We start from the raw sequence: 14,348 nt of genomic DNA, 5'->3' as shown, positions 1-14,348 counted from the left end.
TGTCCTCAATTAAGTTCGTTTAATACACGTTTCATCACGATCAATTTTTTGGCTATCGCACTATCAATTAATGATGGAAAGAGGCCGTTTAATTTCACAAACAGCTTTTCTGGAAAACCTATCACATTGCGAGATTCGCCTGTTTTTAATTGTTTAATTAATAGTTGAGCCACCTTGTCTGGTGAATCCATCTGATTACCTAACGCAGAATTAATCGCTCGTTCAGTCCTGCCATTAATGTCGGTATCCGTTGCGCGAGGTGCGATATACAACACTTCTAATGCTTGATCACTGAGCTCTCGTTTTAGGGCTTCAGTAAACCCTCTTAAACCAAATTTACTCGCACAATAGCTACTGTGATAAGGAAACCCGATACTGCCAAATGCACTGCCAACATTGACTAACTTAGCATGGGATTTATTACGCATTTGTGGCAAAAATGCATGAGTAATTAGCATCGGAACCAATAAATTAACTTCGAGTGTTTTTGAAATATCAAGCGTCGATTGCTCGCAAAAAGCGGTGAATGCATTCACTCCTGCATTGTTAATCAACACATCTGCACCACCTAGTTGTTCAGCCAAGCTCACCAAGTCATGTCGTCCTTGCTCAGTAGTGAGATCAGCGACTAAGTGGCCATGCAGACTGCCTAATTGATTATTGAGTTGCTTGAGCTTGATTTCGTTACGACCCACCAGCAATAATCGAAACCCCTCTTTAGCCAGTGCGTTTGCCATGGCATGGCCAAGCCCACCACTCGCCCCCGTTAACACACACAGTGCAGGGTTGCTCATGCTGCACCTTCCATTGATTGAGTCTGCTCAAGAACCGTAAGCCCATGATCAGGACTTAATGCACGAAACATATCGCCATATAAACGATAAAAACGTTTCGCACTGTTAATGATTAATTGCTGCTCGTCGCTGTCAGTTATTTTATCCATCAAACTAATAAAAAACTTAACATGCTCTTGATCTAGGGATCCATGTGAACGCAAATAGCTAAATGCTTTCTCAGGTAAACCCAGCTTACCTTGTACTTTTGCTGCTGCATTATCCGCCAGAGCAATGCTTGTTCCTTCTAATACATGCACCATGCCAAAGAAACACAGCGGGTTAATTCGTGCAATAGCATCATAGGCATAAGACACCATCAACTCAGTTGCAAATAATGGCTCTGAACCACGCGCTTGCTCTTTATCATAGCCACACGCTGCAATATCATTTAATACCCATTCTTGGTGGCCTAGTTCTTCTTCAATATATTCAGCGACGGCATTACGTAACCATTCTTGCGACTCGGGTAAACGGCTGCCTACAGACATTAACAAAGGGGTGGTATGTTTAACGTGATGATAGGCTTGCTGTAAGAATGCTACATAATCATCGAGTTCGAACTGATCTGTCATACAACGTTCGATGATCGGCGCTGAAAGTAAGTACTGTTGCTCTGCGGTGGTCTGCGCCACTAATTGTTGATAAAAGCTCATAATAATTCCTCCACACATGTCTGTGGGTTACTAGATAAATAGGATGGATGATAAAGCGCATCAATTTTCTCAGAATAATAGTGCGCTATTTCTGTACGCTTAGGCCGATTATTGAGGGTATAGAGTCCCTGTTCAGCCGTCATGTCATGGGCTAAAATCAGCCGCTGTTTGAGTTGTGCATAATCGGGTAATGACAGATTGATTTTACTTAACAATTGGTCAACCTGTTCTGGGGTCACGCCTGGGTAAATCACTAATAAGACGCAACAAAAAGGTCGGCTATCGCCTATAATGACCGCTTGTTTTATTAAGCCACTTGATAGTAGTAATGCTTCAGGCCATTCTGGTTGAATATTACGACCAAAACTTGAAATAATGACGTTTTTCTTACGGCCTAACAAAGTTAACGTCCCATTGACTACCTTACCAAGGTCGCCGGTCTTAATCACTTCGGGATACCAAGAGGCGGGGTCATTTTGGTAGCCTAATTGACAATTGCCCTGAATGACTAATTCTCCCTCTTCTTCAACCACTGTGCAGTGGGGTAAAATATGCCCTGCGCTACCTAATTGATCGTTTCCAGGCGTATTGAGGCTCACAACTGAACCGCATTCAGATAATCCATACCCTTGGTACACAGGTAACCCTAGCTGGTGCGCGCAATGCAACAATGCCTCTGGAACATGGGCGCCACCCACGGCGATAAATTTCAATGATCGCGGAACCACCCAACCACTTTGCGCCGCACGTACCAATAGCATCAACAGTTCCGGGACCAATATCAGAGAATCTGGTTGATGATCAGACACGGCCTGTAGTAGCTTTTCAGGCTGAATTAATTGCGAACCGGTAAAACCAAGCGTTTCTAAACCAATCACGGTGACTGTGCCGCCAGCAAGTAAAGGTGCATAAACACCGGCGATGTTTTCGAGTAACACCGATAATGGCAGTAAGCAAAGGTGACGTGGTTTATTAATATCAAGCACGTTCGCCAAAGACTGAGCAACCCGCCATTGGTTTTCTATTGATAAACAGACTCCCTTTGGCATGCCCGTAGAACCCGATGTAAACGTCACTTTTTGGGTCTCTTTTGGACGAGCACCCAATGAAGATGAAGCGATTCGATAAAACACGAGCTCACTATTTTGTGAAAATTTAAGCTGAGTGATCGCTGCGAAAAAATGGGCATCGGTTGTTAGTAGATAATCACAAGCAGACTGATTGAGAACATGTTCACGTTGATCGTCACTAAAAAATGTCGGCATAGGCACCACAGTAATCTGTAACTGCTGTGCAGCTAAATCAAATAAAATCCATTCAAGACAATTATCTAACGCTATCGCTAAACAATGAATGTGGTGCAGCTTTAAAAACGCAACACGTTTATCTACTTCTTCTAACATCATCTGATAGGTAAGCATCACATTGTGATCACACAACGCAATATCATCTAACACATGTCGGTTCGATGTAATAATAGGGTTCATAAATTCACCAATTCTTTACAAAGTTGCGCGATTTGATCCGTTAACTTAGCCATGATTTTTAAATGAAATGGATGAGTCTCAATTAAATGCATCACATCATTCAAATCCAAGACACATACTTGCGGCAGGTTATGATAATAAGTGCCCCAGAGTGCTGCTTGTTCCCCTAGAGCACCAGAACGAGCTTGTGCGATTACAGTGAATGGCACAGCATATTTGGCCAAAATTTCACGAACTTGCGCCGTACCACAAAAGCTTAAATAGCGAAAACCGCGCTTGTATAGGCTCACCGCACTGATCATAAAAAGTGGCACAGTCATATGCCGTGCATTTGAAAATAAATTACCTAGCTCTGCTATTTGTTCACGTGCAACTGCCTTTGGTAAATATGTTTCAATGGGCAGAGGCAGATATTGCTCAATAAACAGCGCTGTTTTGGCTGAACTTAAACCCAAAGCGGCGCCTTGATTCACTTGCCCCAAATGCACTAATAAGGGTAAAAAATGGCTGATAGATGCGCCATATGCCTTATAAAAACCTTGCGCTATGAAATGCTCAACAGATTGACGTGGTGGCTGCCCATTTAATGCAACCGTAAAGCCAACTAAAGGTGAATGCTGGACTTGAACCTCGTGGTTTTTTTCTAATAAAGATTGCATCGTTTGACCCCTTCTAAACAGCGTTGATAGAAAGATAAACCGTCAAACTTAAAGGAATCTTAAGAAACAAAAAAATTGTGAAACAACACGAAAAGAAAAATTTTCTTTAAAGTTTACTATGTTGTTAACAAGCAGGACATTGGTCCTGTACGAGTGTCATCATAAATTTTAACAATAGGTACTTATTTACGTTCATTCGATATTATTAAATTGGATGTGGTACTCAGTCGCTTTATCAAAACAAATACAATTAACACTCAAGGGGATGTTATGAAAACGGTTTTTCACTTAGGCCTTAATAAATCGGATGTACAAGGCGCTACACTTGCGATTGTTCCTGGTTGTCCTGATCGTGCCTATCGGATTGCACAACAAACCGACAATGCAACGTGTTTAGTCAAAACCCGAGAGTTTCATGTTTACCTTGGCAAACTTTCTGGAAATAATATTATTATTTGTTCAACAGGCATTGGTGGACCGTCGACTTCAATCGCCGTGGAAGAACTAGCTCAGTTGGGGATTACGACTTTTCTACGTATCGGTACAACTGGCGCAATTCAACCTCATATTAATGAAGGCGATATTTTAATATCCAATGCATCGGTCAGATTAGACGGTGCCAGTCAACATTTTGCTCCCCTTTGCTACCCAGCAGTCTCTGATTTTTTCACCACCCAAGCACTCGTCAAGGCATGTAATACACAAAACATCCCTTTCCATATTGGAATAACTGCTTCATCAGATACTTTTTATCCCGGTCAAGAGCGCTACGATACCCATTCAGGCTACGTCACAAAATCATTACAAGGCAGTTTTGAGGAATGGCAAAAATTAGGCGTAATGAATTATGAAATGGAATCGGCGACGTTATTTACCATGTGCGCATCACTGGGTTTAAAAGCAGCTTGTGTTGCAGGCGTGCTGGTTAATCGTACACGCCAAGAAATCCCGACTGTTGATCATCAAGCCATCGAAACAAAGAGTATTGCTGTTGTCATAGCTGCCGCCAAGCTGATTTTTTCAGAGTAACGGCTTCATTTAAGTCTATACTCATTAACAAATACCTTGCGTTTGGGATAGTTAATGAGTCGATGGCTACTTCATGGCATTGTTTGGACTGCAATGCTGATCATTTTTGTTACGTTAATTCAGCTGGATGCCTCTTGGGCTGACTGTGAAGAAGTCATCTGGTTTGGCATTTATTTATCTTTCTTTATTGAAATATGCAGTTGTGTTAAAAAGCCTTTCTTTGTATTTTCTTTTGCTTTTTTTAGTCTAGGGTTACTGCTCGATATTCTCGATTCATACTTCGCAAGTAGTTTCCCGATAATTAATGTTCTCGACACCCCCATTAAACATATTGGCTTAATTTTAATTTGTTATTGTCTATTAAGAATCGCCAAGAGTCGGCTTAGCAAAATAGAGCAATTGCGAGTCGAAATTGAACGGCGTATCACACTTGAAAAAGACTTACGATTTTTAGCTTACCACGATGAACTGACAGGATTATTTAACCGACGTGCTTTTTTTGAGCATTTCGAGCAACAACATTTCGATCAAGCCTACCTTTATTACTTTGACTTAAACAATTTCAAAAATGCCAACGACAAATATGGCCACCACATTGGTGATGAATTATTAGCGACCTTTTCTCATTCCCTTAGTAGGCTTTATCCCAATGATAAAGCCTATCGTTTAGGAGGCGATGAATTTGTCTTAATTTGTAGTGAATTAATCGATGACATCGAGTTGTTTAAGCAGCAACTTGACCAACCTTTAGTGAAATATATGGTTTCTGTTAGTGTTGGTATGCAATGCCTGAAATCAGGAGACGATCCTGACCATGCATTGCATTTAGCCGATCAAAAAATGTATATCGATAAAGAGGCTAATCGTAGTCGCTTTATCGTTAATATGTTTGATTTTCAACCTTAAACGCCTGATTTTAAAGCCACTAAATGTAGCGGCACACTAAAATCGTAGCTATCAAGCACGGCTTTTGCGACACCTGTTTGGTTTTCTTGCCCTTTCATCTGGGCTAAATAGACCGCTTTTATGGTTGCTTGATTAAAGTCTTTGCCAGCTAATATCAGTTGGCTGATAGCGCTTTGCAGCGGTGACAAACTTGGGCTGTAAGCGGCGTTTTCGGCATAACGCCCGTAAAACTTACTGCCATCGTGACAAACTATCATACTACTTGCAAAATTGTCTGTATAAGGGACGTAACTGTGCTCAGCGTGCTGGACTAATTGAGAGACTTTAAAGCTTGCGTCATCTAATGTAAGATTTGCCCGTTGATGGGACATTAAAGCCGTCGGATTATCTAACTCTTTAGGGCCAAATGGCATAGGTAAAAATTCACTAAAGGCATGATGCTCGCCATTTAAGCTAATGATTAATGTCTCTGCATCTGCCAGCTCATTCATAAATTGCCGACAATAACCGCACGGTGCATCAGTTATGGCAAGCTTAGTTATTTTCCTTGCCCCATTTAACCACGCATTATTAATTGCAGCTTGTTCAGCATGTACAACAAGACTGAGAGCTTGTGAAGGAAACTCTAAATTCGCCCCAAAGTAAAAGTCACAATATCCCTCTTCGTTAGCATCCCCAACAGCGATTGCACCAACATTAAATTGCGAAATCGGCGCTCGAGAAAAACTAGCAGCAACCGGAAGCAATGCTTCCATTAGCTCGTCTTGACTACCATAGAGCTGCACGGCCCAATGTGCAACTTGGTCAGCGCACAGGACGCCTTTATTTGCTTTAACTTGCGAGAGAATCTCAGAAAATTGTTGTTCAGATAAGAATGATTCTGACGTTATTTGTTCTTTACACATATTGTTGTTGTCATTTTTAAAATGGCCAGACAGTCTATGTGATTTTCATCCGTATTTAAACTAATTATGCCGCTTTTTCTAACCAGTTTTTCGCTTTTTTGAAACATTCGAAGTTTTCTGCATTTAACGAAAAGCGCTTGGCATTTTGTATCAATAAATCGTGCAAATAACCATCAAATCCTACAACTCGTGCAACAGCATAGCCAGCCAGTTTATCTTTAATGGCTAAAATAACATCGATGACTTCGACGGCCGCATAACGATGACGAAGCTCAGTGACATCAATCAATAATTTTTGGCATTGGCGCGCATGTGCATAACGTGTAATCACATCGTAATTGCGGATCACGTCTGTGGATGATGCTGTGCCGGTTAACTTGACCAACACAAGGTGTAATGATTCATCGTAACTAATACTGGTAATTATATCTGACATAATTTGCTTAAAACCTCTAAAGCTAGAAAAAGGTGAACGGCAAATTCAAAGAAGAGAAGGAAACACTATTGCTTGGTAGCCCAGCTATCTTAGGTTTCCCCTTAGATCTGAAGCTTTGCGTGAGTATTTTTTCAAATACCTTGCCTTTGACTTGCGAGGACATGATACAGGCAACGATTTTAGAGTCAATACTCAAATTCCTTGCCTGCACTGGTGTTCTGAGCCTGTGGCACTGGCGCTTACACAGTTATAAAAAAATCAACCACCTTTAAAAAGCTTAGCAAACACCTAGCAAACAGTTAGTTAGCTTTTAGTGGCACTCTTGTTAGGCTGAGATAAAGCTCATCGAAATCGAATTAACACAATGGCGAATATTTTTATCTGTCAGCCCCTCACCTTCGAACACATGCCCCAAATGCCCATCACAATTAGCGCAAACAATCTCTATTCGTCGACCATCGGCATCAGGGACTCGTTTCACCGCCCCTGCGATTTCATCATCAAAACTTGGCCAGCCGCAATGTGACAGAAATTTATGCTCAGAGGTGTACAAAGGCGCTTCACACCGTTTACAGATGTAGAGCCCTTGCGCCATTAAATCTGTATATTGGCCAGTAAACGGACGTTCTGTCCCTTTTTGCTCAATCACATACTGCTCTTGTGGTGTTAGTTGTTTATATTGACTCATTTTTACCTTTTAACCTCGCGACTGCCCGATGAACAGGCAGCAAATATATTGTGATCTCATACTTACTCTATTAACCGGTATTGCGCATGCCTGCCGCGATACCAGCCATAGTGATCATTAATGCCTGATTAAGGACGCTATCATCCAAATGGGACTCCTCCCGAGAACGGCGCAGCAACTCAACTTGTAACACGTTAAGCGGATCCGTATAGGGGTTACGTAATTCAATCGACTGTTGCACCCAAGGTTGAGCGGCCAGTAAAGTCTGATTTTCGCAGTATCCTTTTACCCATTCGATTGCTTGAATTAATTCGGTTCTCAATCGTTGACCTAACACTCTCAGCTGTGGGCTGACGAGATGCTGATCATAATGTTCACTCAGCCAAGGATCAGCTTTACAAAATACCATTTCAAGCATTTCTATACGAGTACGAAAGAAAGGCCAATCACGGTTCATTGCTTCTAAAGTTTCTTTACCAAAGCGATTTTCCGCAGCTTGTAACCCACTTAGCGCACCAAGCCAGGCTGGCAACATAAGTCGATTTTGGCTCCAAGCAAATATCCAAGGGATCGCGCGTAAACTCTCTACCCCTCCATCCACTTTTCGCTTTGCAGGCCTTGAACCTAAAGGCAGTTGCGCTAATTCTTGTTCTGGCGTCGCACTTCTAAAATAAGGCACAAATGACGGCTCTTCATTAACAATGCTGCGATAATGGGCGCATGAACGTTCGCTGATCAGCGCCATCACATCTTGCCAAATCGCCTGCGGCTTTGGCGGAGGCAGCAAATTATTTTCAAGCACCGCACCTGCATACAAGGCTAAACTTTGCTCTGCCACTTGGGGTAAACCAAATTTGAAGCGGATCATTTCACCTTGTTCTGTTACTCGTAAGCCTGACTTTAGTGAACCCGGTGGTTGCGAACGAAGCGCTTGTGCCGCAGGCGCACCACCGCGACCGACTGTGCCACCGCGCCCATGAAATAAAATTAAATCGATAGCATGTTTTTGGGTAAATTTAACCATTTTATCCATGGCTTCATACTGTGCCCAACCCGCAGCCATCATGCCTGCGTCTTTGGCTGAGTCAGAATAACCTATCATCACATACTGCTGATTATTAACTTGTTGTTGATACCATGGCAGGCTAAACAATTGCGCAATTACATCAGGCCCCGCATTAAGATCATCCAATGTTTCAAACAAAGGGGCAACTGGTAACACATACGGACAACCCGACTCTTTAAGCAATAAATGGACAGCTAATACATCTGAAACCGTTCTGGCCATGGAAATAATATAAATACCAAAACGTTGGCGGTCGGTGTTAGCAATCACTTTACAGGTATCGAGCACCTCCTGCACAGGTGCACTCGGTTGCCAATTTCTTGGGATTAATGGCCGCTTAGATTGTAATTCGCTCAATAAGAACTGCTGTTTTTGTGCTTCAGACCAAGCGTTGTAATCCCCTAAGTCCAAAAATGCCGTTAACTCAGCCAAAGCATCGCTGTGTCGCTCTGAATCTTGTCGGATATCTAATTTACTTAGATATAGTCCAAAGCAATGAATTCTGCGCATCACATCAAGCAGTAACCCATCGGCTATTTGGCCCATTTTACTGCCATGTAATGAGCGGTAACATGCTTCGATAGGGCCTTGGAGCTGTGCAATATCGGTAATTAAATCACGGGCATCACTTTGGTGCCCTTTCACTTTTGCGGTTAAATGATGTTCTGTTTCACGTAGTTGCTCTCTGAGCTTGCCTAACACATACCGATAAGGTTCGTGCGCGCCTTGGCTTAAAGACTTAAGTGCGTCATCACATCGATTCATGGATAATTCACTGCTGAGCTTTTCTATATCTCGTAAATATAGGTTTATCGCCATCCAACGGCCTAAATCGAGCACTTCTTCAGTGACTTTGGCAGTTACAAATGGATTACCATCACGATCCCCCCCCATCCATGATGTGAACTGCACCGGGCTGTAATCAAGAGGCAAAGAAAAAGAGAAGGTTCGATCAACTTGAGCTGTGAAATCACGAATAAAATCAGGTACTGCCTGCCACAAGCTGTTTTCAATTACCGCAAACCCCCATTTAGCTTCATCCACGGGCGTTGGGCGTTGCTGACGAATTTCATTAGTGTGCCAAGCCTGGCAAATTAACTGCTCAATGCGGTTAACTAGATAGGTTTGCTCCGATGGTAATAAGCTATCTAGCTCAAGTGCGCCTAAGCATTCATTCATCTCACGATGCTTGTGCACAAGTGTTCTGCGAGTAATTTCAGTTGGATGTGCCGTTAGTACTAAATCGATGTTTAAGTTCAAGATCGCATCTTGTACTTCTTTTGCGGCTAAATTGGCGGACTTTATCTGGTGTAAGGATTCGATTAATGGGTGATTATTTTTATCATTTTGTCGAGAAATCGTGTGAAATTGCTCGGCCACATTAGCTAAATTCAAAAATTGATTAAAGGCGCGTGCTACAGGTAATAACTCATCATCGGTTAATTGATGCAATACTTCGATGAGTTCATCGCGACTGCTTCCCTCTTCATTTCGAGAGGCTTTAGATAACGCTCGGATCTGCTCAACCTTCGCTAAGACCGCCTCTCCTTGCGCCTCCTTAATCGTCTTACCCAAGAGTTGGCCCAATAAATTAACGTTTGACTTTAATGCACTGTAATCACTCATTCCGTATTCCTAAACAATAAAGATACAACTGAAAGTACAGAGCTTTATCTTCAGTGACAAGATATTTTATTGAATAAGAAAGATCGATTTTGTAGTTCAATCGTAGTGGTTACAGTAACGAATACTTCAGCGAGGTTTAATGAAACAGTTTACTATTTTTTATGATGGGACGTGCCCATTATGTGTGGCAGAAATGACGAAACTCGCTCGCTACAACCACCAACAATCCCTTGTTTTTGCAGACATCTATCAAGAAGATTTTCAGCAACGTTATCCACACATTGATCCTGAGCAAGCAAACACCATCTTGCATGGGCAATGGACTAACGAGCAAGTGATACTTGGATTGGATGTCACCGTGACTGCGTGGAAATTAGTCAACAAACATAATTGGTTAGTTGTTTTGCGTTGGCCATTGGTGCGATACATTGCAGATTGGTGTTATTTATTTTTTGCTAAGCACCGTTACCGTATTTCATTTTTGTTGCTTGGCCAGCGCCGTTGTCAAAGCGGGCAATGTCAACTACCCGCAACAAAATCATCAAGGAAAAATACATGACAAGTCAAAGCAATACACACAGACAGGTATTGGTGATTGGCGCATCAAGTGCCATTGCAAAGGCGTTAATCGATACTTTGCTAGATGATGAAACGGTCAGCCATATTTATGGGGTCTCTGGGCAGGCACAAACCATTAAACACTATCGTTACACGGCAATACAGACAGATTATTGCGAACAAAATATCAAAAAAATTACCAGCGATTTGAAAGAATTGCCCGGCTATTTTTCCGACGTGTTTATTTGCAATGGTGTATTGCACTCTGATCAATTCATGCCAGAAAAAAAACTAGAAGATATCAATCAAAATCAATTGAGCCAGCTTTTAACATCAAACACTGTCATCCCCATGTTATGGATTCAACATTTAATTACCCTGTGTAAATCTGAGCACACTTGTCACATCGTGGTGCTTTCTGCACGCGTGGGCAGTATTAGCGATAATCGTCTTGGGGGCTGGTACAGCTACAGAATGTCGAAAGCAGCCTTGAACATGGGATTAAAAACGGCAGCGATTGAATATGCGCGCCGAGCAAAAAACATTAAATTAGTGGCCTTTCATCCCGGCACAACTGATACCCCCCTATCCAAACCGTTCCAAAACAATCTGGCTGAGGGTCAATTATTTACACCCAGTTTTGTTGCTCGCTCATTACTCACTATCCTCAGTAATACCCGACCAGATGGCACTTTATCTTACATAGATTGGGCAGGAAAACCGATCCACTGGTAAAGATGCACCTATTATTACTACTTTTATGAAAGACTTCCCTTATGATGATAAATAAAACGCAACGCTCACAGCTAGACTCTCGCTATCGTGCCATGTTGGTTAACTCGCTATCGGGTTTTAAAAGTGCCAACTTACTCGGCACGTGTAACTTAGATGGGCACACCAATTTGGCAATTATTAGCTCTGTGTTTCACTTAGGTGCCGATCCTGCCTTAGTGGGCTTTATTATGCGCCCGCATACAGTACAACGGGATAGCTTAGAAAATATTCTAGCAACCGGTGTTTATACCTTAAATCATGTGAATGCGGATATTTGGCAACAAAGCCATCAAACATCAGCTCGCTACGATGCTAACCAATCTGAGTTCGACGAAGTTGGGCTAACAGCGCATTATCTCAATGAATGTAACGCCCCTTTTGTTAAACAAAGCCGGATTAAATATTCCGTTGAGCTGCAAAGCAGCCAAGAGCTCGTCAACGGCACTCAGCTGGTCATTGGTGAAATTATCGATATTCATGTCAATGAGGAGCTTATAAAACCTGATGGCTATATTGATATTGAAGCGGCACAAACTGTTGCTATATCAGGGCTAGATGGTTATCACACAACCAAGCAACTTGGGCGACTATGTTACGCAAAACCAAATATAGACCCTCAATTACTCGATGACAGTCACAATGATCAGGCTTAACAAAGGCTTGATCTGTTTCAAAATTGGCGTAACGTTATCACCATGAACCATTTAACAGTTCCACACGATGACTCCTGCCATTAAACAACTCGATAGCGCAAAATGCGCCTATCAAACTCATCAATATGAACATGACAGCCACCACTCATCCTATGGATTAGAAGCCGCTGAAAAACTTAAACTAGCTGCAAATCAAGTGTTTAAAACCTTAGTCGTCGAGCTCGACTCCCATCAATTGGCCGTGGCAATTTTACCAGTTTGTCAGCAATTGAATTTAAAGCGTATGGCTAAAGCGTGTGGAGTCAAAAAAGCGGCCATGGCTTCTCCTGACAAAGTTCAGCGCACAACAGGTTATGTGTTAGGCGGAGTCAGTCCACTTGGGCAAAAAAAACGCCTTCAAACAGTGATTGATGAAAGTGCTCAGCATTTTGCGCACATTTATATCAGTGGTGGGCGCAGAGGATTAGAAATTAGTTTATCGGCGTCAGATTTATCACAATTAACCTCAGCTAGCTTTGCGCAACTCACCGAATAATTAACTTAAAAACAAATAACTACAGCTACTTTGGGATTCTCCCGTACGAGTTGACTGTTAAATCACCATGCAAATTGATTTTAGCTCGGAGCGATAAAAACGCTTTTATCTCGAACAAAATTTAATCGTAAAAGGTCAGCAGCCCCTAAATAAATCAATATTATTAACAACTTTTAAAAGCGCGATATTAGCTTTAGACTACTGCATCGTTGAATAACCCTTAAGACAACTCATGAGCAATGAATACGCCCTAGCTGGAATGACCGTCATTAAACATCATTTCACTTTACCACTGGATTATCAAAAACCGAAAAGCAACACGATTACCGTCTTTGCTCGAGAATTACGCGCCAATGAACCAGAAGCTGAGCATCGACCTTTTTTAGTCTATTTTCAAGGCGGTCCGGGTTTTGCTGCGCAGCGACCCATCGACAATTCTGGTTGGATTAAACGAGCACTCAAAGAGTTTCGGGTATTACTGCTTGATCAACGTGGCACAGGGTTGTCATCGGCTATTAATTACGTCGCACTTGCCCACTTGTCTCCTCGTCAACAAGCTGATTATTTAGCTCATTTTCGGGCCGATAACATTATTAACGATGCCAGTGCAATCAAGGCTATTCTCAGCCCGAAAGAAAAGTGGAGTATTTTGGGTCAATCATTCGGTGGGTTTTGTGTCTTTCGTTACCTTAGCAGTGCACCTAATGAGCTAAAACAGGCATTTATTACCGGTGGGATCCCGCCGATTTTGGCCAATCCAAAAGAAGTGTATCAGCATACTTTTGCCAGAGTAAAAGCTAAAAATGAGCAGTTTTTTAATCGTTTTCCAGATGCGCTGCACCTTGTTTCGCAACTCGCTGAGCACATCACTCGCCACCCAGTAATTTTATCCAGTGGTGAAAAACTGAGTATAGAAATGCTGCAAAGCCTTGGGATCCATTTAGGCATGCAAGAAGGCCCTGAAAACCTCTATTACTTGCTCGAGCAAGCATTCATTGAGACACCAGCTGGCAGGCAAATAAATCCATGGTTTTTATCTCAGTTCACTCAATACCTTGATTATAATGATCAGCCTTTGTTCGCTTTATTACATGAGTCTATTTATTGCCAGCAGCACGCTTCAAACTGGGCTGCTGAACAAGTTCGCCAAGATAAACCGGAGTTTGCATATCAAAGTGATCAGCCATTTTTATTTACTGGCGAAATGATTTTTCCATGGTTCTTCGAGCAGTTTAATAACTTAATGCCTTTAAAAGGCTGTGCTGATTTATTAGCAGCTAAAAGTGATTGGCCAGCCCTGTATGATTTAGACGTATTGCAAAATAATCAGGTGCCCATTAGTGCAGCAATTTACAGTGAAGATATGTATGTCGATATGACCTTAAGCTTAACCAGTGTCAGCAAAGTGGCTAACTTGACCTACTGGCTCACCTCTGAATATGAACATAACGGCATAAAAATGGCGGGTGAGATTATCCTCGACAAACTCATTGCCCTCAACAAAGGTAATCAATTGCGTTAGGCTAAATTATTCATT

The 14,348-nt window shown here is 42.0% G+C and carries 14 protein-coding genes, 1 pseudogene and 1 riboswitch; of the genes and pseudogenes, 7 read left to right on the top strand and 8 right to left on the bottom strand.

Features of this window, described 5'->3' with window-relative positions; translation table 11 throughout:
* Positions 1-5: 5 nt before the first annotated feature.
* The 4 genes from PULV_RS20860 to PULV_RS20845 are packed head-to-tail and all read right to left on the bottom strand — an operon-like array spanning position 6 to position 3,635.
* Positions 6-794, bottom strand: coding sequence for an SDR family oxidoreductase (locus PULV_RS20860; protein ID WP_086743548.1), 789 nt, complete (start codon positions 792-794; stop codon positions 6-8).
* Positions 791-1,489: a TenA family transcriptional regulator gene (locus tag PULV_RS20855; RefSeq protein ID WP_193332564.1), complete on the bottom strand. Its 699-nt coding sequence runs from the start codon at positions 1,487-1,489 to the stop codon at positions 791-793. Before PULV_RS20855 ends, PULV_RS20860 begins: the two co-directional genes overlap by 4 nt.
* Positions 1,486-2,976 carry an AMP-binding protein gene (locus tag PULV_RS20850; protein ID WP_193332563.1) on the bottom strand — a complete coding sequence of 497 codons (1,491 nt, stop codon included), beginning with the start codon at positions 2,974-2,976 and terminating at the stop codon, positions 1,486-1,488. The genes PULV_RS20855 and PULV_RS20850 overlap by 4 nt, the downstream gene beginning before the upstream one ends.
* On the bottom strand, positions 2,973-3,635 hold the full coding sequence (locus PULV_RS20845; RefSeq protein WP_193332562.1) for a thermostable hemolysin: 663 nt from the start codon (positions 3,633-3,635) through the stop codon (positions 2,973-2,975). Before PULV_RS20845 ends, PULV_RS20850 begins: the two co-directional genes overlap by 4 nt.
* A gap of 270 nt (positions 3,636-3,905) precedes the next feature.
* Between PULV_RS20845 and udp the strand changes: the two genes are divergently transcribed.
* Positions 3,906-4,664, top strand: coding sequence for a uridine phosphorylase (gene udp, locus PULV_RS20840; RefSeq protein ID WP_086743990.1), 759 nt, complete (start codon positions 3,906-3,908; stop codon positions 4,662-4,664).
* A 54-nt stretch (positions 4,665-4,718) separates the two neighbouring features.
* Positions 4,719-5,570: a GGDEF domain-containing protein gene (locus PULV_RS20835; protein WP_086743552.1), complete on the top strand. Its 852-nt coding sequence runs from the start codon at positions 4,719-4,721 to the stop codon at positions 5,568-5,570.
* Here the strand turns inward: PULV_RS20835 and cdd are convergent.
* The 4 genes and pseudogenes from cdd to ppc form a co-directional block, all read right to left on the bottom strand.
* A complete protein-coding gene (cdd, locus tag PULV_RS20830) occupies positions 5,567-6,475 on the bottom strand; it encodes a cytidine deaminase (protein ID WP_193332561.1) in 909 nt (302 codons plus the stop codon). The two genes, PULV_RS20835 and cdd, sit on opposite strands and share 4 nt — an antisense overlap.
* A 64-nt stretch (positions 6,476-6,539) precedes the next feature.
* Positions 6,540-6,911 (bottom strand): hypothetical protein, encoded by a 372-nt coding sequence (locus PULV_RS20825; RefSeq protein WP_193332560.1) that lies wholly within the window; start codon positions 6,909-6,911, stop codon positions 6,540-6,542.
* A gap of 71 nt (positions 6,912-6,982) precedes the next feature.
* Positions 6,983-7,066, bottom strand: a riboswitch (cyclic di-GMP riboswitch).
* Between the two features lie 182 nt (positions 7,067-7,248).
* Positions 7,249-7,599 (bottom strand): annotated as a pseudogene (locus tag PULV_RS20820) (methionine-R-sulfoxide reductase); the annotation flags it as partial.
* Positions 7,600-7,669: 70 nt separating this feature from the next.
* Positions 7,670-10,291: a phosphoenolpyruvate carboxylase gene (gene ppc / locus PULV_RS20815; RefSeq protein ID WP_086743556.1), complete on the bottom strand. Its 2,622-nt coding sequence runs from the start codon at positions 10,289-10,291 to the stop codon at positions 7,670-7,672.
* 139 nt (positions 10,292-10,430) lie between these two features.
* Between ppc and PULV_RS20810 the strand changes: the two genes are divergently transcribed.
* The 5 genes from PULV_RS20810 to PULV_RS20790 all read left to right on the top strand — a co-directional run bounded on the left by PULV_RS20810 (position 10,431) and on the right by PULV_RS20790 (position 14,333).
* Positions 10,431-10,850, top strand: coding sequence for a thiol-disulfide oxidoreductase DCC family protein (locus PULV_RS20810; protein WP_086743557.1), 420 nt, complete (start codon positions 10,431-10,433; stop codon positions 10,848-10,850).
* Positions 10,847-11,584 carry an SDR family NAD(P)-dependent oxidoreductase gene (locus tag PULV_RS20805; RefSeq protein WP_193332559.1) on the top strand — a complete coding sequence of 246 codons (738 nt, stop codon included), beginning with the start codon at positions 10,847-10,849 and terminating at the stop codon, positions 11,582-11,584. Before PULV_RS20810 ends, PULV_RS20805 begins: the two co-directional genes overlap by 4 nt.
* A 41-nt stretch (positions 11,585-11,625) precedes the next feature.
* Positions 11,626-12,276, top strand: coding sequence for a flavin reductase family protein (locus PULV_RS20800; RefSeq protein ID WP_086742103.1), 651 nt, complete (start codon positions 11,626-11,628; stop codon positions 12,274-12,276).
* Between the two features lie 67 nt (positions 12,277-12,343).
* The gene (gene ybaK, locus PULV_RS20795; RefSeq protein ID WP_086742104.1) at positions 12,344-12,811 is read left to right on the top strand and encodes a Cys-tRNA(Pro) deacylase; all 468 of its coding nucleotides are present in this window, start codon (positions 12,344-12,346) and stop codon (positions 12,809-12,811) included.
* 232 nt (positions 12,812-13,043) lie between these two features.
* Positions 13,044-14,333: an alpha/beta fold hydrolase gene (locus PULV_RS20790; RefSeq protein ID WP_193332558.1), complete on the top strand. Its 1,290-nt coding sequence runs from the start codon at positions 13,044-13,046 to the stop codon at positions 14,331-14,333.
* The last annotated feature ends 15 nt before the right edge of the window (positions 14,334-14,348 follow it).

This window comes from Pseudoalteromonas ulvae UL12, assembly GCF_014925405.1.
Taxonomy (GTDB): Bacteria; Pseudomonadota; Gammaproteobacteria; order Enterobacterales; family Alteromonadaceae; genus Pseudoalteromonas; species Pseudoalteromonas ulvae.
This window is presented reverse-complemented; position numbering and strand designations above follow the sequence as displayed.

Excerpts from the sequence above, each read along its gene's own strand:
- PULV_RS20845 (WP_193332562.1), bottom strand. The coding sequence starts at position 3,635 with ATGCAATCTTTATTAGAAAAAAACCACGAGGTTCAAGTCCAGCATTCA.
- ppc (WP_086743556.1), bottom strand. The coding sequence starts at position 10,291 with ATGAGTGATTACAGTGCATTAAAGTCAAACGTTAATTTATTGGGCCAA.
- cdd (WP_193332561.1), bottom strand. The coding sequence starts at position 6,475 with ATGTGTAAAGAACAAATAACGTCAGAATCATTCTTATCTGAACAACAA.
- PULV_RS20855 (WP_193332564.1), bottom strand. The coding sequence starts at position 1,489 with ATGAGCTTTTATCAACAATTAGTGGCGCAGACCACCGCAGAGCAACAG.
- PULV_RS20800 (WP_086742103.1), top strand. The coding sequence starts at position 11,626 with ATGATGATAAATAAAACGCAACGCTCACAGCTAGACTCTCGCTATCGT.
- PULV_RS20805 (WP_193332559.1), top strand. The coding sequence starts at position 10,847 with ATGACAAGTCAAAGCAATACACACAGACAGGTATTGGTGATTGGCGCA.
- PULV_RS20835 (WP_086743552.1), top strand. The coding sequence starts at position 4,719 with ATGAGTCGATGGCTACTTCATGGCATTGTTTGGACTGCAATGCTGATC.
- ybaK (WP_086742104.1), top strand. The coding sequence starts at position 12,344 with ATGACTCCTGCCATTAAACAACTCGATAGCGCAAAATGCGCCTATCAA.
- PULV_RS20860 (WP_086743548.1), bottom strand. The coding sequence starts at position 794 with ATGAGCAACCCTGCACTGTGTGTGTTAACGGGGGCGAGTGGTGGGCTT.
- PULV_RS20810 (WP_086743557.1), top strand. The coding sequence starts at position 10,431 with ATGAAACAGTTTACTATTTTTTATGATGGGACGTGCCCATTATGTGTG.
- PULV_RS20790 (WP_193332558.1), top strand. The coding sequence starts at position 13,044 with ATGAGCAATGAATACGCCCTAGCTGGAATGACCGTCATTAAACATCAT.
- udp (WP_086743990.1), top strand. The coding sequence starts at position 3,906 with ATGAAAACGGTTTTTCACTTAGGCCTTAATAAATCGGATGTACAAGGC.
- PULV_RS20825 (WP_193332560.1), bottom strand. The coding sequence starts at position 6,911 with ATGTCAGATATAATTACCAGTATTAGTTACGATGAATCATTACACCTT.
- PULV_RS20850 (WP_193332563.1), bottom strand. The coding sequence starts at position 2,976 with ATGAACCCTATTATTACATCGAACCGACATGTGTTAGATGATATTGCG.